General features: G+C 35.9%; 13 protein-coding genes. 3 read left to right on the forward strand and 10 right to left on the reverse strand.

What is annotated here, in order from left to right; all coding sequences use genetic code 11:
* Window positions 1-3: 3 nt before the first annotated feature.
* The 5 genes from IJF99_RS04385 to IJF99_RS04405 form a co-directional block, all read right to left on the reverse strand.
* On the reverse strand, window positions 4-195 hold the full coding sequence (locus IJF99_RS04385) for a DUF2116 family Zn-ribbon domain-containing protein (RefSeq protein ID WP_292792455.1): 192 nt from the start codon (window positions 193-195) through the stop codon (window positions 4-6).
* A 12-nt stretch (window positions 196-207) separates the two neighbouring features.
* A complete protein-coding gene (locus IJF99_RS04390; protein WP_292792457.1) occupies window positions 208-996 on the reverse strand; it encodes a TatD family hydrolase in 789 nt (262 codons plus the stop codon).
* Window positions 997-1004: 8 nt separating this feature from the next.
* Window positions 1005-1682, reverse strand: a complete 678-nt coding sequence (gene pyrH, locus IJF99_RS04395) for a UMP kinase (protein WP_292792459.1) — start codon at window positions 1680-1682, stop codon at window positions 1005-1007.
* 93 nt (window positions 1683-1775) lie between these two features.
* Entirely contained in the window at window positions 1776-2459 is a 684-nt protein-coding gene (locus IJF99_RS04400) for an MIP family channel protein (protein WP_292792461.1), read from the reverse strand.
* A 24-nt stretch (window positions 2460-2483) separates the two neighbouring features.
* Window positions 2484-3617 (reverse strand): adhesin, encoded by a 1134-nt coding sequence (locus tag IJF99_RS04405; RefSeq protein ID WP_292792464.1) that lies wholly within the window; start codon window positions 3615-3617, stop codon window positions 2484-2486.
* 467 nt (window positions 3618-4084) lie between these two features.
* Here IJF99_RS04405 and IJF99_RS04410 point away from each other — a divergent pair, with 467 nt between their 5' ends.
* Both IJF99_RS04410 and IJF99_RS04415 read left to right on the forward strand, forming a co-directional pair.
* Window positions 4085-9010, forward strand: coding sequence for a hypothetical protein (locus IJF99_RS04410; protein ID WP_292792466.1), 4926 nt, complete (start codon window positions 4085-4087; stop codon window positions 9008-9010).
* Between the two features lie 268 nt (window positions 9011-9278).
* The gene (locus IJF99_RS04415) at window positions 9279-9704 is read left to right on the forward strand and encodes a hypothetical protein (protein WP_292792468.1); all 426 of its coding nucleotides are present in this window, start codon (window positions 9279-9281) and stop codon (window positions 9702-9704) included.
* A 155-nt stretch (window positions 9705-9859) separates the two neighbouring features.
* Here the strand turns inward: IJF99_RS04415 and IJF99_RS04420 are convergent, their stop codons facing one another.
* The 5 genes from IJF99_RS04420 to IJF99_RS04440 form a co-directional block, all read right to left on the reverse strand.
* Entirely contained in the window at window positions 9860-11590 is a 1731-nt protein-coding gene (locus tag IJF99_RS04420) for a hypothetical protein (RefSeq protein ID WP_292792470.1), read from the reverse strand.
* A 38-nt stretch (window positions 11591-11628) separates the two neighbouring features.
* Window positions 11629-12714, reverse strand: a complete 1086-nt coding sequence (locus tag IJF99_RS04425) for a right-handed parallel beta-helix repeat-containing protein (protein ID WP_292792472.1) — start codon at window positions 12712-12714, stop codon at window positions 11629-11631.
* Between the two features lie 108 nt (window positions 12715-12822).
* Window positions 12823-13155 (reverse strand): hypothetical protein, encoded by a 333-nt coding sequence (locus tag IJF99_RS04430; RefSeq protein ID WP_292792474.1) that lies wholly within the window; start codon window positions 13153-13155, stop codon window positions 12823-12825.
* A gap of 362 nt (window positions 13156-13517) precedes the next feature.
* On the reverse strand, window positions 13518-14096 hold the full coding sequence (locus tag IJF99_RS04435) for a ZPR1 zinc finger domain-containing protein (protein ID WP_292792477.1): 579 nt from the start codon (window positions 14094-14096) through the stop codon (window positions 13518-13520).
* Complete coding sequence (locus IJF99_RS04440; protein ID WP_366931249.1) at window positions 14089-15033, reverse strand: 3H domain-containing protein; 945 nt, start codon at window positions 15031-15033, stop codon at window positions 14089-14091. The genes IJF99_RS04435 and IJF99_RS04440 overlap by 8 nt, the downstream gene beginning before the upstream one ends.
* 492 nt (window positions 15034-15525) lie before the next feature.
* Here IJF99_RS04440 and IJF99_RS04445 point away from each other — a divergent pair.
* Window positions 15526-16530: Fic family protein (locus IJF99_RS04445; RefSeq protein ID WP_292792482.1), on the forward strand; the 1005-nt coding region annotated here is incomplete at its 3' end.

A 16530-nucleotide genomic window follows, 5' to 3' on the forward strand; every position in this document is an offset into this window, starting at 1 on the left:
TCACTATTTTACAAAAGTCATTATGGCCCAAATAATTAAAAAGATTGCTATGACTACATATAGGATTATCTGTGACCTTTTTCTCTGACTCAATCTTGCATCCCAGACTTTCTGACAGTCCGGTGAACATACAAGTTCATTTAAAGGTATTGGGGTTCCGCAAATCGGACAATGTTTATGTGGGTCTACTGCCATTTTATCATCTCCTTATATTTTGAAAAATTCTTTAGTATTTTTGGTAACTTGAACAGCAAGTTCTTCTGCATCCATTCCCATGCAGAGTGCAATTGTTTCGAGGATATGAGGTAAATATTTCGGTTCGTTCCTATTCTTTTTAGGTTTTTCATTAAAGTTTTTCGGTATTAAAAATGGAGCATCGGTTTCAATCATCAGTTTTTCAGGAGGAATGACGCTCACCGCTTCCTGCAGGTCTCTTCCTCTTTTCATATCACAAATCCAACCTGTCACTCCAATGTAACATCCTAAATCAACATAGTTCTGCGCTTCCTGTTTGGTTCCTGTAAAACAGTGAACAACTGATTTTTCAATGACGCCATCATGTCTTTTTAGAATATCATATAAGTCTTTATGGGCTTCCCTTTCATGTAGAAACAGCGGCAAATCCGCACGTTCTGCAACTTCTATTTGCGCTTCAAACCATTTTCTTTGCAGGTTCTGCGGTGAAAAGTTCCTGTTATAATCAAGACCGCATTCACCAATGGCCACAACACTGTCTTTTTTAGCTATCTTTTCTATTTCAAACATTGTGTGTCCATTGCAGGTTTTTGCGTCATGTGGATGAACTCCGGATGTTGAAAACAAAGTTCCGGAATACTTGGAGGCATATTCTGCAGCCAACTGGCTTGAAGTTATGTTGGTTCCGGTAATGATGAACTGTTTCACACCAGCCTTTTTGGCTTCTTCAATTATTTCAACCCTATCTCTTCTGAAGGATTTGTGCATCAAATTCAAACCTATATCAATGAGATTATCCACTTTTTCACCTATTCATTGATAATTCTAGTTCCTACTTTTTCTCCGTTCACAGCTTTTATTAGGTTTTCAGGTTCAAAACCATTTGTTATAACAGTTTCCAGGTTTGATCTTTTAATCATCTGCACTGCTGTTGTGTCAAAGAATTCATAAGTTCCGGCTTTCACATCCTTTCCGCTTAAAAATTCAAGCAAATCGGTAGCTGTGATTTCCGGCACGAGTTCAGCATCATCAAACTTATTGGGGTCTTTTGTATACATCCCGTCAACTGATGTCAAGTTAATGAGTTTATCGGCCTGAATATATTCGGCTAAAATCGCTGAAACCGCATCGGTACTGTGTGCAGGTTCAGTTCCTCCCATCACAATGATTTTTCCACTTGCTGAGAACTCCAAAGCTTCCTGGAAATTGTGGGGTACTCTTTGATAAGCCGCGTCGCCAAGTGCTGAAAGCATTAATTTTGCATTTAATCTTGTTACTTCAATTCCGATATCGTCACATAGTGCTTCGCCGGCACCTAAATCACGAACAACACCAATGTATTCTCTTGCAGGTTTTCCTCCACCTACAACGACAAATAGTTCATGTTCTTGAGATAAGTCTATTAGAATATCACTATATTCCTGGAATTTTTCACTGTCATATTCTTTTAGTAAGATTGATCCTCCGATTGCAACAACAATTTTCATATATTCACCTTATAATAATTATATCCTTACAATATTATTTATATCTTAAAAGTTAGTTTTTCGATATTTTAAAAAAAGAAAGAAATAGAGGATTTAAGCTTCCTCTGCGCTTAAGACTCTGTATATTACTCCTGCAATAATTGCACCGATGACTGGAGCCAATATGAACACCCAAAGCTGCTCCAAAGCTTGGCCTCCAAGGAATAATGCAGGCGCTAAACTGCGTGCAGGGTTTACGGATGTACCGGTTAAAGGTATGCCCAAAATATGGACAAATGCTAAGGTTAAACCGATCACGATACCTGCAACGGCACTGTTTTCCGCTTTTTTGGTTACTCCAAGTACTGTGAAAACAAATACGAATGTCAATATGATTTCAACAATTATTGCTCCCATTGCATTTAATTCCACACTTGAAGCGGAACCGAATCCGTTCTGGCCGAGGCCGGTTGCTGTATAGCCTCCAAGAGTTGGAGCACAGTTGATGATAACAGCAAGGAGTGCAATACCTATTATTGCACCAATACACTGGAATACAATATACATTAGCAAGTCTTTGGTTTCCATTCTACCGTCAATCCACATGCCGATAGAGACGGCTGGATTAACGTGACATCCTGAGATGTCTCCAATTACGTAAGCCATAGCTATAATTGATAATCCGAATGCCATTGCAATTCCAAAATTACCTAAAACGGAACCTGCTATGGCGGCGCTTCCACATCCAAATAGGACAAGAACCATGGTTCCTAATAATTCTGATATGTATCTTTTCATAAATATTTCCTCAATAATCTTTAATTAATAACCTCTTATCCTTTTCCAGAACAGATACACTAGGAATAACACGAATAGTATTAATACGAATGGGAAGATGTGTAATAGTATTGAATCGTTTACTTTATCGAAGTGATATTCGTTTTCAAAACCCATATGTTTTGTATCTGTATGGTTTTGGGTAATTTTTGCAAAGTTATAAACCAAGTCATAATAACTTATATGTGCTCCATCGTATTCAATGGAATCCGGAGCTCTTCCATTTTGATCCATATACTCCTTAACTATTCCTCCCATTTTGAAATAGTCATAAACGGAATATGAATCTTTTGCTAAAAAGGAAATGCCTAAAGGATTTTCCGGTTCATCGTATGATTTTGGGAAATCGAGGCCGTTTCCATTTAAATATGAACTAGTCTGATATAAGAGTTGAGGAGCAGTATAATTGCCGTAGGTTCCTTTCATTTCAGTGTCATTACTGTTTATCAGGGCTTTGCTTGCATTGGCCATTACTGCAGGTTTGAGGATATTTTGAGCAACCAATCCATCACTTAAGGTTTTTGTATCGTTTTCATGAGCGTTTATTATGTTTACTATTTCCTGCGCTATATCCTTATTCATTTCTTCATCATATCTTGATATGCAGCCGTCTTCAGTATTTTGAGGATACTTTATGGCTGGCTGAACATAGTATATGCCTGCATTTTTAAGAAATGTGCCTGGGTCGTGCATTCCGGCAAAACTTTCATTTGAGTAATTGTCGTCCCATGCTCTTCTTAGGAAGTTGGTGTTGTTGTCCAAATCGTAATCTCCGGTATTGACTATGATTATCTGTTTATCGGAGTTAACTGTTGAGGTGGCCAATTGCAGGTAGTTTCCGGCATCTGCAGCAGCCAGATTGATACTTACATCACTTGTCACTGCTATGGACCGCCATCCTTCTCCAGGTCCTGGTGCCTGATTGTCAACGATTACTTGGAATTCTCCGTTGCTTAATTCCTCAATGTAACTTTTGATGGAATTTAACATTTGTAAGTCTGTATCGTGGTCAATAATATTATCAGAAGTAATAAATACTGTTTTTGCAGCACTAACGTCCTGCATTACTGGAGCTAATATTAAAATGGCCATTATCAGTATTGCTATTTTTCTTTTCATATCTCTCATTACCCTCAGATTAATTCATATTTTAATTATAATCTTTATCAATAAAATATTTTTTCTATACCTATTTTAATATTTAATCGATACTGTGTAATTTCATTTTTATTTCAATTTTAAGCTATTTGTATACATAATTTTAAATAATAATCCTTTTAATAGTTATTTTGAGGATTTAAAGACATTATCTTTTATTTTGAGGTAAATTTTGGATTGGTTTGAAAATTTTAATTTCTCAATATTTAATTGAAATTAACCGCAAATTTGGTCAGGTTGTTTGGAGAAAATAATTTGTGTTAGGCAATCATTCAATGATTGTTCCTATAAATTTGAGGTTATTTTTAAATTTCATACATAAGATTATTATTTTTTAATCAAAACTTGAAATAAAAAGTTTAATTGCTAATTAATAGCTTTTTGTTAATTAATAGATTTGTAATCGTCCTCAGATTAGGTGATTTAAAATGTTTAAACATAATGGAAAGATGACTATTAGCAAATATATCCTATTGGCAGCACTTGTCATTTGCTTAATTTTCACATCCATAAATTTCAATATGGAATATTCATATGCTGTGGATGTTAATGAAAGTGGCGAAATAGGAATAGATTTGGATGTAGAAGATAAACCACTAAATTCTCAAGACAATAACATTCTGGAGGTGGATTCACAGGAAATATTAGGCGCAACACGAACGCCAAGCGGAAATACATTCGCCAGCATCAAGAATGAAATCGATGCGGCTCAAGACGGAGATACAATTCTATTGAAGGGAACTTATCACTCAAACGGCAATGACCGCATTTTTCTAAACAAACAGCTAACGATAAAATCAGATTCCATGGCGGTATTGGACGGAAAACATCTGGCCATGGCATTTTATGTCTATGAGACTTCCGCAGGCACGGTATTCAAGAATCTGAAATTCATAAATTGTGAAGGGGATGTGGGCTCAGCCATTTTTGTCAGCGCAAAAAACATCAGATTTGAAAACTGCATCTTTGAAGACAATCATGCCAATAAGGGAGGTGCAATCAATACCAGATACGATTTGGATATTGCATCAGGCCTAATTGTCGATAATTGTCAATTTAGGAGAAACACAGGATATTATGAAAATTTTGAAGGCAATTCCGTAGGTTCCGCATTAACGATGTATGGTAGAGATTCTGAAGTGAAAAACTCGATTTTTGAGGATAATTGGGTAAAAGGAAAACAGGCCAGCTATGGCGGAGCAATACAGGTCGGTATTGATTTGCCAGGTTCAAACGGCAAGGTGACAAACTGCATCTTCATAAATAATAGTGCAATAAGTTTTGATGAGCCTTCTCATGGAGGAGCGGGCTGCATACGTAGCGGAACTTCATATACTAATTGTATATTTATAAATAATTTCGCTGATGAAGGAGGGGCATTGACATTCCACGGATCCGGTGAAATAAAAAACTGCACATTCGTAAACAACACCGCAGGCCAGTTCGGAGGAGCCCTATCAACAGGATTTCTATATGACTACATGGAACTGACAGTGTCGGATTGCAACTTTGAAGGAAATGACGCTCCGATGGGAGGTGCAATTCAGGCAAATGGTCTGAATATCCTGATTAAGAACTCAAATTTTAAAAAAAACAATGTATCTGAAAATGGAGGCGCCATCTATGGAAGGGCCGAAAATGTAACAATAAGAGAATCGGCTTTCGATTCAAACAGAGCATGCATTGATGGAGGAGCAATTTATATCGAAGGCAAGAACACTGTTGTTGAAAACTCCTCATTCACTTCCAATGAGGCAATTCCGGATGTAAGTAAATTTGACGACGGATTGGGAGGAGCAATCTACATCAATAGTTCACAGGCCTTTGTAAAGAATAATTCATTCAGGTTCAATACCGCAAGAAACGGCAGTGCAATCTATTATGATAGGGAAGGCAAAAAGCTCACATTGGAGAATAATGAACTGTTTGAGAATCAGGCATGGGTTTATCAATTGCCAATCCATGCCAGGGACATATATTACGGAGACAGCGAAGAAATCAGGGTGGTTCTTTTTGGAGGAAATAACATCGGCGATTTTGATAATCTGGCAGTATCCAATGCAATATATAACGCTGCAGACAATGTCAACATAGTCATTGACGGGGAAAATCCTGTGTCCGGAGCTACGGATAATGGGGAACTCTACCAGGATAGCCGAGAGTACAATATCAATGTTTTTCTATCTGTCGAGCATGAGGATGGAACCGTAGTCTATAATGGAAGCGGAAACACTTCATATCTGGGCGAAATCACAGTAAATCTGGATAACCTGAAACCTGGAAGATATTTTGTTCTGGCAAAACACCTTGAGGACACCTACTACAAAGCAATCACAAACGAGACAGTTTTTGTTGTAAGTCCCAAGGTAGATAATGAGGTCAAAAAATCAGTTTCAAGGGATGTGGCCAATTTTGAAGATGTGATTACATGGACAATAACGGTTACAAATCACGGGCCGAACGATTCAACTGATGTCAGATTATATGACGTTTTGCCTGAAGGTTTGATTTGGCAGAGGGATACATCAAACGGATTATATGACTCGGAAACAGGAATGCTTGTGCTTGAAGGTTTAAAGGTCAATGAAACATTCACATTCGATATAACTACGATTATAAACACTACCAGTGGAATAGTCAATGCTGTCAATGTCACTTCAAATGAGTTCGACACAAATCTGACAAACAATCGTGCCGAACAGGGCATTTTCATAAATCCTGCAGCAGATATCGCCGTCAAGAAAAGCGTTTCAAATTCAAGGCCAAATTATATGGACCATGTAATCTGGACAGTTGAAATATCAAACAACGGACCCGATGCGGCACATGATGTGGAAATGTATGATATTCTTCCAAAAGCCCTGATTTATGTGGGATGCGACAGGGATTATGATGCAAAATCCGGAAAATGGATTGTAGAAACATTGGAAGCAGGGGAAAAAATAGCAATAAATATCGAATGCATAGTCAACGCCACAGGCTTGATTGAAAACAACGTTTCAGCAAACGCAGATGAATACGATTATGATTTAACCAACAACAATGATTCCGAAAGGATATTTGTAAGTCCCGCATGTGATTTAACCATTGAAAAAACAGTGAATGCAAGCAACGTTAACTTCATGGACATTTTAGAGTGGACTTTAACTGTACACAATAACGGCCCAGACAATGCGACAGATGTCCGCATCATCGATTTGCTGCCGGAAGGATTTGCATACGTCAGTTCAACTCAAACAAAAGGATCCTATGATGATGATATTTTTACCATTAATGAAATTTCCGTGGGAGAAAAGGTAATCATCAAAATCATCACTTTGGTCGAAACGACAGGGGATTTCTTGAACTATGCAAATGTCTCATCAGATGAATACGATTACAATCTGACAAACAATGAGGATGACCAGGCGATTTTCGTTAATCCGGCAGCAGATTTGGAAGTGACAAAATCAGTTTCCGATTCAAACCCGAATTACGGAGATGAAATCACCTGGACAATTGAGGTCATAAATCATGGACCGGATATCGCCCATGATGTCGTCGTAAGTGACCTTCTTCCCGATTCACTAATATGGCTTGAGGATGACAGCATGATGGACTATGACCCTGTGACAGGATTGCTCTTTATTGACCAGCTGGATGTGGATGAATCCTATGTTCTGAATATAGAATGCATGGTCAATGGAACAGGAATTATCTCCAACAACGTTTCGGTCAGTGCACATGAACATGACTACAACTCAACCAATAACTTTGACAGAGAAATAATCGACGTTGAAAAATCCGCCGATGTATCGGTTGTTAAGCTGGTGGATAACATCGCTCCGAACTATATGGATCTGGTAAAGTGGACATTGGTGATTTCCAATATGGGGCCTGATACGGCGACAAACGTTTATGTTGAGGATAAACTGCCCGAAGGTTTAAAGTTAATCAGCTATGATGCAACAAAAGGATTTTATGATGAAGGCATATGGTCTGTGTGCTGTCTAAACAGAGGGGATGTCGAAACGCTTGAAATCCTATGCCTGGTTGAAAAAACAGGTGAAATCATCAACTTTGCAGAGATTTATGCCGGTGAATACGATTATAATCCCGAAAACAACAGGGACAATGAATCAGTCGATGTTCCTTTGGCTGTTGATTTGGAGGTGATGATTGAAGTCAGCAACACTAACCCGTTATTCGGCGAAATCGTCAATTGGATGATAACTGTTAAAAATAACGGCCCCGATGATGCGACCGGAGCGATTTTAGAGGATATCCTGCCAAACGAATTAATATTTTTAAGTCATGATTCAAGCAAGGGAACTTTTGAAGGGGATGTATGGGATATAGGTTCTCTGAATGTTGGAAAAGCCGCATATCTCAACATTACAACTATAACCGATGCTTTGGGAGAGGTTATCAATGATGCCACTGTCAAAGCCCAGGAATATGACTGGAACATGTCTAACAATTATGATGCAGACATGATTTATGTCAGGCCTGTTGCGGATTTGTCAATTGTAAAAATGGTCGACAATAAATCCCCAAATTATGGCGAAATGGTGAAATGGACATTAGTGGCATTGAATAAGGGTCCAAACGTCGCTCATAATGTCATTGTCAGGGACATTTTGCCAGAAGGTTTGACAGTTGTCAGTTCAAATTCCAGGTTCTCCGAGGGCATATGGAAAATCGCAAGCCTTGATGTCGGTGAGGAAAAGTCCATAGAGATTATGTGTAAGGTCACATCAACAGGCGATTTTGTTAATCTGGCCAGAATTTCCGGTGATGAACTGGATTTGGATGAATCAGACAATCGCGCTGAAGAGTCAATCCATGTCGGCCAGGCAAGTGATTTGTCAATTACCAAAATTGCATCTAAATATGACTATAAGGTTGGTGATGTAATTGAATATGTTATTGAAATTGTCAATAACGGTCCTGACACCGCAAAAAACATTAGGGTTAGCGAAGTTCTGGATGGTCTGTTAAAACTGAAATCATTTAAGGCCACAAAAGGAAAATTCAATAAATCCTGCAATGTTTGGTCAATAGATGCTCTTAAGTATGGCGAATCTGCAAAGCTATTCGTCAAGGCGATTGCAATGGGTTCAGGAATACTTAACAATAGTGTTAATGTCACTAGCGGCACGTTTGATTATGATTTATCCAACAACAATGATTTTGCCATTGTAAAGGTAGTGGATAATCCTTCAAACGATACAGATATTCCACATGGTGGAAATTCAGTTAAAAAAATTCCATCTATAGTTCAAATCCATAAAACAGCCAATCCCATATTGATTTTGCTGATTTCATCAGTTTTTATAGTGCTTTTTCCGAGCCTCAAAATATCAAAGAAATAGTTTATTAAAGTAGCATTCATGCTACTGTTTTTATTTTTTTTAAAACGGTTTTTCAAAATTTTTCAACTATTCGAATTATTAATTTCACGATTGATTATTTTATATGTTGGTTGAAGAACTAGTCGAATACTGCTCGATTTCTCTAAAATAATCAAAACCTTTATATAGAACCTTCAATAAATATTTACTTAGATATTGATGTAATAATAATTTTTCATTAAAAATTATCGATTGACTCAATATTTTAAAACTCAAAAGAGGTGTAATTATGTCTGAAGAAGAAATGATTGATGAATTTCCTGAAGAAGATGAAGAAAAATTACCTTTCGCTAAAGCTGAAGTTGTACGTCTGATGAAAGAAAATCTCGATGACGACAAAATGATCAGGGAAAGGGTAAAAGTCGAAATGAACAAATTCTTAGGTGAAGTTCTTAAAAATGTATGTAAGCAATTGAATGATTACCCATATACTACAATTGAGTATGAAATGCTTAAAGAGTCAACTTACCCATACACCAACATTGAAAGAATCAACCAAGAAAAAGAAAGAATTCTTTTACATTTAGAAGCTATCAAAGCGGATTGTAACGCATTAGCTATGGATGTACAAAAAACCTTAAAATTAAAAGATGTTGTAGAAGAAGACAAATTCGCAAGCTTCACAGCATCAATGGAAGAAGAAGAGGAAGAATAGTCATATTCTTTCTATCTTTTTACCAAATACGCCAGAAGTATGGTGTTGCCATGCTTTTCAGAGGTATTTGTCGAACTATTTTTTAATAATATTTCACTGCAAAATCAAAAGTTTGCGTGCTGAAAAAAAGAAAAAAGGAAGTAGGCGAAAGGCACCTACTTGATTTTAATTTTAACTGTTTTAATTAATCTGTTGTAGTTTTTGTTACCTTTGTATGTTATTTTTGCTTTGAATGTTCCTTTCTTGGTTAGTTTTGTGATTTTAAAGGTTGCTTTTCCTTTGCTGTTTGTAGTAGCTTTGTAGGTTTTTCCTTTAACTTTCATAGTTAATTTAGCCTTTTTCATCACTTTTCCAACATTGTTTTTTAGGGTAACAGTGTATTTTTTGACTTTTTTGGATTTCTTGAATGTTTTCTTTTTAGCTGTCAGTTTAGGAGTTGCTTTTTTAACAACAACCTTGGTTGTGATTGTTGTTTTGTTGTAGTTTCCGTTTTCAAAGGTTATTGTTGCTTTGTATGTTCCGGCGTTTAGCCTGATGATTAACTCTGCGTTTCCGTTTTCATCAAGCTTGCAGTTGTATGTTACTCCGTTTATGGTAATGTTTACATAATCATTTGTAATAGGATTTCCGTCAGCGTCTTTTAAGGTAACATTAAGGTATTTGTGCACTTGATATACTGTTGTCAAACCATCTGAGGACATTTCAGCGGAAGCCTTGATGACAGTCACATTTGCAGTTGCATTAGATCCAAGATATATGCTGGTTTCATTGAAAGTTATCATGGCTGTGTAATTTCCTGGAGCCAAACCTTTAACTGGGATTTTTACAGTACCGTTCTCGGTTGTGTAATTATCAATACTGCCGTTAAAGTCGACTGTCAAGGTAACGTCATTGACTGGTTCGCCGTTAATGTCCTTTAAAGTAATAATCAGGTAATCATCACTGTTATATGCTGTTGTGATAGAATCACAAATGATATTGGTGTCCAATTTGTTGACTGTCAATGTTGCATTGGCAGTTGCATTAATGAATTTATCGTCACATGAATATAGGACAGTAACATTATATTCATCAGGCAATACGTTTACTAATGCGATTGTTTTGTTCAAATCCACATCAGTGAATGTCAGATTGTATTTTTTACCGTTTAATGTGATGTTGACTTTTCCAGTTGCTGTGTCATTGTATGTGAGTGTGATTATTGTATTTTCACTGTATGGAATGGTCATTGACTCATATGCTAGGTTTGCATCCAGCTTATTGACGATTAATGTTGCATATAAAGTAGCATTGAAGAATTTCTCATCACCGGAATATTTAATGATAACATTGTATTCGTCAGGCAAAACTTCTCCTAATGAAATTATAGTGTTTAAATCAACATCAGTAAATGTTTGAGTGTATTTTTTACCGTTTAATGTGATGTTAACTTTTCCTGTAGCATTAGTGTTGTAAATAAGAGTAATGTTTACATTGTTTCCATATGGAATTTCCTGATTTTCAATTTCCATTTCAGGATTCATTTTCGCTATATCAAATTCATAAGTGTATGCATAGCTTTCTATTTTTGCGGTTACGCTGCATGCACCAACATCGGACGGGGTGAATTTAATGCATTCTCCCAAATCGACTTGAGTATTATTTACATTACCGTTTGCTGCAGTAATTGTCAAATTAATAGGTTTTAAAGAATCCTCAAATTCTGTTATTTCATGTAGATTAGGGTCATAAACATATAATCTGAAGATAATTTCAGGCTGTGAAATGAGCAGGGAACTTTCATCAGCTGTCGCATTTAAAAACAGCCATATGTTACAATTCGGGATATTAGGTTGTTGCGCATAATTAGTGGCATTGTTTCCAAACCAATTATAATCAGTATTCATGCCGGAAACTCTTTCATAATAAATTTCATCACCGTTATTTATAAAAATATTATAATTAACGGTATTATCTGCACCATCCCAGTAGATAGCACCGCCTTGGTATCTGCACTATTGTTAATGAAACTGCAATTATAAACAACGCCATTGCTTCCAGTGAAAGATATTGCACCTCCCTGATAACCTGCATGATTATTCACAAATTCACAATTGGAAATGGAGCCATATCCTGAACTCATTTTAATAGCGCCTCCGTAATGCCCGGTATTTTCTTCAAAAACACAATCGAAAATCTTACCATTGGTTCCACTCAGATATACAGCACCACCATCGTATTTTGAAGTGTTGTTTACAAAATAACAATAGGAAACAGTGCCGTTATCTCCATCCAACATTATTGCACCGGCAAATGTAGCATTATTTTTAATGAAACTACAGTGGGAAATAGTACAATTGAAGCCTTCATATCTAATTGCGCCACCATCGTTGGATTCGTAATTTTTAGGTATTAATGTACAGTTCTCAAAACTACAGTCGTAAATCAAGGCATGATTTCCATCACCTTGAATGGCTCCGCCTTCTTGGGAGTAACCTGTGCTGTTTACAAATTTTGAATCATAAATTGAGAAAAAGTCGTCGGTTACTCTAATACATCCGCCACTATATTCGGCACGGCTGTTTACAAAGCTGCAATTTCTTAATGTACCTTTCTCACGGTTCCATGTGATGGCACCGCCACTCAGTTCTGCAGAACTATTCACGAAACTACAACCATTCAGTGTACCTTCACTGGCATCCCAATAGATTGCTCCTCCCTGTTGGCCGGCAGAACTGTTTATAAAACTGCAGTTATTTAAACTGCATCTGGCACCATTCCAGTAGAGGACACCACCATCCTGTTTGGCGTGGTTGTTTTCAAAGGTACAACCGTTAAGGCTACCATAGCTTCCATACCATCTAATCACTCCTCCGTCTCCGGAATTTTTATTAGGACCTGCTGCGGCATAACCATTCTTAAAACTGCAATTATTCAAAGTACCGTTATCTGCGTTCCAGAAAATGCTTCCTCCACTGAGTGCAGTATATATATATAGATGAAACAAAACAGTTTTCAAAACTGCAATCATTCAATGTACCGTTGGCACCTCTCCATAATTGCCCCTCCGGTAGGGGTTGATTTTGCATCAAATACATGTAATCCAAAAGAGGAGGCACTACAATTGTCGAAACTACACTTATTTAATGTACCGTTGGATCCTCTCCCAAAAAATAGCTCCACCTGATGGAGATGCGCTTGCATCTAGGTAGGTTGTTGAAACAGAACAATTTATGAAATTACAGTTGCTTAAAATACCGTAATCTCCGTTCCAATAGATTGCACCACCATGATCACCTTCGCTTTGACTGGTGCTGGCCAGTTTGCAATCCACAAAAGTAATATTATTTAAAATAACATCAGTATGATTAATGTAAAATGCTCTTGAGTTATTATTACCATTTATTGTAAATCCGTTACCGTTTATAGTGATTTTTTTTATTGATTGTGATTCCATTATAACCTGAATCATCACTAGAGTAAATATAATCACTTGTTAGGTTTAATTCGTCATTTGCGTTTTCAATTTCATTAGCTAAATCCGTAAATGTCCCTGCGTGTTCACTTAAGATTTCTTCATCAATTACATTCATGTACTGATTTCCAACATCTGTTTCATTAATGTTATTCGCATATGCACTTCCAATGCTGAATAAACAGATAATCAGGAAAATTAAAATAAAATGTTTTTTAAATTTCGTAATCTTTCCCCCAATATCTTATAATCAAAATATATTGCATAGAGTATTAAGTTTTTCTTTTAAAATATCATGGGAATGATAGTGGGATGGTTTTAGGTTGTAGGTGTGTGCAATATCTTAAGAATTTTTTTGATTAATCTTCAATAACGCTGAATCCCGTTTTCAAATCACGCAATTCGTCTTCAGGGATTTCCAGAACTTCCGCATTTTCACTGACCACATTGCTTTGTCCAAACGGATCAAGAATTATCAAAGTGGCGGTTTTATTCCCTTTTTTAAGTTCCTGAAGTTCATTGAGTGCTATTTTTCCATTTTTTTGAGATTCATCATCTTCAAACAAATTCAGTGCTTTTTTAACTGCATCTTCAAAGCGGGTAAGAACTCCTTCGATGTTGGTAACATAACCTTCGGATTTTGGACCAGGCTCCACTTTGATGCCGATTTCTGGGATGATGACTGTGGCAGACTGTGATCTGACAACTCTGACAGATAAGTTATTTTTATTAATTTCAATGACGTATTTTGCAGGGTCATTATGTTCCAATGCAATAATGTCTGAGTGCTTGAATCCGCAGTTTGGACATAGGAGTGTTGTCTCCATAACCTGGCCAAAGTGAGGTATTTCCAATTCTTTCATTATTGACTTTGCAACGCCTTCAATGCCGCATGCAGGGCATTTGATAATCATCTCATTGATTGTCTCATCATTCATTTAAAACATATCCCCTTTCATTTAATTGACTAATAATTTTATCTATTTTTTCCCGACTTGATGCACAGATGGTTGTCTGTCTGTACTCGGATAATTTATATAATTCCTCCAAGTATTCTTTTTTGCTTTCATCTTCATTAATATTTTTTATAAATTTCTGGGCGGATTCACTGTCACTTACATTAATGTTTCTCATTAACGGTTCCTTAAATCCTTTGAGGTTATAGGTGATTTTTTCAAGGCATCCGTTATTCTCAGTGATTATGATGTTGATGACATCTTCCAGTTCGTCAACGCTGTTGGTCAGCTTAATTGTAGTGCAGGATTTGTTGATTACAGACAATATTTTCTCCAAAGTCTTGTCAACTGATTCTGCATTGATTACATGAACATCGTTTGCTTTTGCTTGAGCCAATAGGTGGTCATGAATAATTCTGTTTTCTTTAAAGAAATCCAGCTGTTTTCCTCCTCTGTGTATTTGAACTGCTCTTTTAACAAAGCGTTCCTTATGGGATTCCTCATCTGAACTCAGGACAAAGAAGTAGATGTTGGCCTCATCCTCGAATTGCTCGGTATCGATTAATCCGGGAACCAGATGAACCCCTTCAATAACTATATCGTCATAATCGGTAATGGCCCTCTGAATAACCTTTTCAACTGCAGGAATGACATAGGATGCATGGTCGTCAAAGCCGGCCGCGATTAATTCATCATAACTTTCGTATCTGCTTTTGTTTCTGATGCTTTTATACGCATCATATGATGAACTGTGCAGTGCCGGTGCGTATTCCTTACCGATTATGCCTCTAACAACCGCCCTTAGAAAGTCACTTTCTATTAGATGCTTGATATTTAATGTTTTAGCCAGTTCTGCAGCTATAGTGGATTTTCCGATTCCTGATGCGCTTCCGATTAGAATGACATAAGGTTTTCTCATGTTAGTCGTAGTTTTAACATACTCTTTTTCTTCATTGCTCATTAAGAATATATTTGTTATAAGGTTAGTAAAATAGATATTGTTTATATGAAAAGTTATCTAAAATCAACTTTAATTATTTCATTTTTTTTATAGTTAAATCTATAGGTTTTTAAACCACCCATCCCTAAGATGATGGGAGGGTCTAATTTTTAACTTTACGGGCTATTCAGTTCTGATTTTAATTTTTTCTTTAAAAACTTATCATTATTTTACCTGTTTGAAATATATTCCTTCAATAATTTCGATTAAAAATTGTTCGGTTTATAAATATCAGTTTATATGACTTTGAGTCATAATCATCAACCAAAACCATTTTTTTATTTTTTATTAAAACTCTTTAAATCATAAAATAAGTATTTTAAAGAATTTAAAAAAATTAATCATCAACCAAAAAATACTTAATCATCAACCACATATAATTATAATAATTAAGAAAAATAAGTTGATAACATGTTTGAGCCTCAGTTTAAGTATACCGATAAAATTGTAAAGTATATTGCACAAATCGCTTCGGCTAAAGAAATTATTAGCAATGCAAAAATTATCCCATTATATGACACTAAATTGAAACAGGATGCTCTAATTAAGTCTTCACATTATTCAACATCAATAGAAGGAAATCCTTTAAACTTGGAAGAAGTAAAAACATTAATCAATAACAATCAAAAACCAACAACAAAAGCAGAACAAGAGGTATTGAATTATTTCAATGTATTGAACAATTTAAATAAATATTCCGATAAAATCATTACTAAAAACACAATTTTGTCTGTGCATAAAGATCTCACTAAAGACTTATTAAAAAATCCAGAATATGAAGGTAAATTCAGGGACACTCGGGTATTCATTGGCAATCTACACACTAAAAAAATAAATTATATTCCACCAGATGCTTATAAAGTACCTGGTTTGATAGATGAGCTATTGGATTGGCTAAACAATTCAACAGATGAAATGTATCCGGTCATTATCGCAGGAATTCTTCATTATGAATTAGTACGTATACACCCATTTATTGATGGAAATGGACGTACCAGCCGACTTATGGCAACATTAATATTGTCAATCCATAAGTTTAATATTGATAACTACTTTACTTTGGACGAATATTACAATCAGGATAGGCAAGCTTATGTTGATGCACTTAAAAGTGCAGATAAAAACCATGATTTAACAAATTGGTTGGAATATTTCTGTCAAGGTGTGCTATATTCAATTGATAAAGTTAAATCTGAAGTATTGAAGTTAGATCAAATCACATCAAAATATGACAATACTATTGAATTAACCCCAAATGAAATTTCTGTATTGACTCTTCTTGAAGAAAAAAAGCATATTCAAAATAAGGATATTCAAAAGATGTTAAACATTTCTCCTCAAGCCAGTTATAAAATTATTAGAAAATTAAAAAATAAAGAATTAATTAAAAGCACTGGAAAAGGTAGAAATACAGAA

It is taken from the genome of Methanobrevibacter sp. (genome assembly GCF_017406825.1).
In the GTDB taxonomy this organism is placed as follows: Archaea; Methanobacteriota; Methanobacteria; order Methanobacteriales; family Methanobacteriaceae; genus Methanocatella.

Excerpts from the sequence above, each read along its gene's own strand:
- IJF99_RS04425 (WP_292792472.1), bottom strand. The coding sequence starts at position 12,714 with ATGATTGCAGTTTTGAAAACTGTTTTGTTTCATCTATATATATATACT.
- pyrH (WP_292792459.1), bottom strand. The coding sequence starts at position 1,682 with ATGAAAATTGTTGTTGCAATCGGAGGATCAATCTTACTAAAAGAATAT.
- IJF99_RS04410 (WP_292792466.1), top strand. The coding sequence starts at position 4,085 with ATGTTTAAACATAATGGAAAGATGACTATTAGCAAATATATCCTATTG.
- IJF99_RS04435 (WP_292792477.1), bottom strand. The coding sequence starts at position 14,096 with ATGAATGATGAGACAATCAATGAGATGATTATCAAATGCCCTGCATGC.
- IJF99_RS04405 (WP_292792464.1), bottom strand. The coding sequence starts at position 3,617 with ATGAAAAGAAAAATAGCAATACTGATAATGGCCATTTTAATATTAGCT.
- IJF99_RS04440 (WP_366931249.1), bottom strand. The coding sequence starts at position 15,033 with ATGAGAAAACCTTATGTCATTCTAATCGGAAGCGCATCAGGAATCGGA.
- IJF99_RS04430 (WP_292792474.1), bottom strand. The coding sequence starts at position 13,155 with ATGATTCAGGTTATAATGGAATCACAATCAATAAAAAAAATCACTATA.
- IJF99_RS04385 (WP_292792455.1), bottom strand. The coding sequence starts at position 195 with ATGGCAGTAGACCCACATAAACATTGTCCGATTTGCGGAACCCCAATA.
- IJF99_RS04415 (WP_292792468.1), top strand. The coding sequence starts at position 9,279 with ATGTCTGAAGAAGAAATGATTGATGAATTTCCTGAAGAAGATGAAGAA.
- IJF99_RS04400 (WP_292792461.1), bottom strand. The coding sequence starts at position 2,459 with ATGAAAAGATACATATCAGAATTATTAGGAACCATGGTTCTTGTCCTA.
- IJF99_RS04420 (WP_292792470.1), bottom strand. The coding sequence starts at position 11,590 with ATGAATACTGATTATAATTGGTTTGGAAACAATGCCACTAATTATGCG.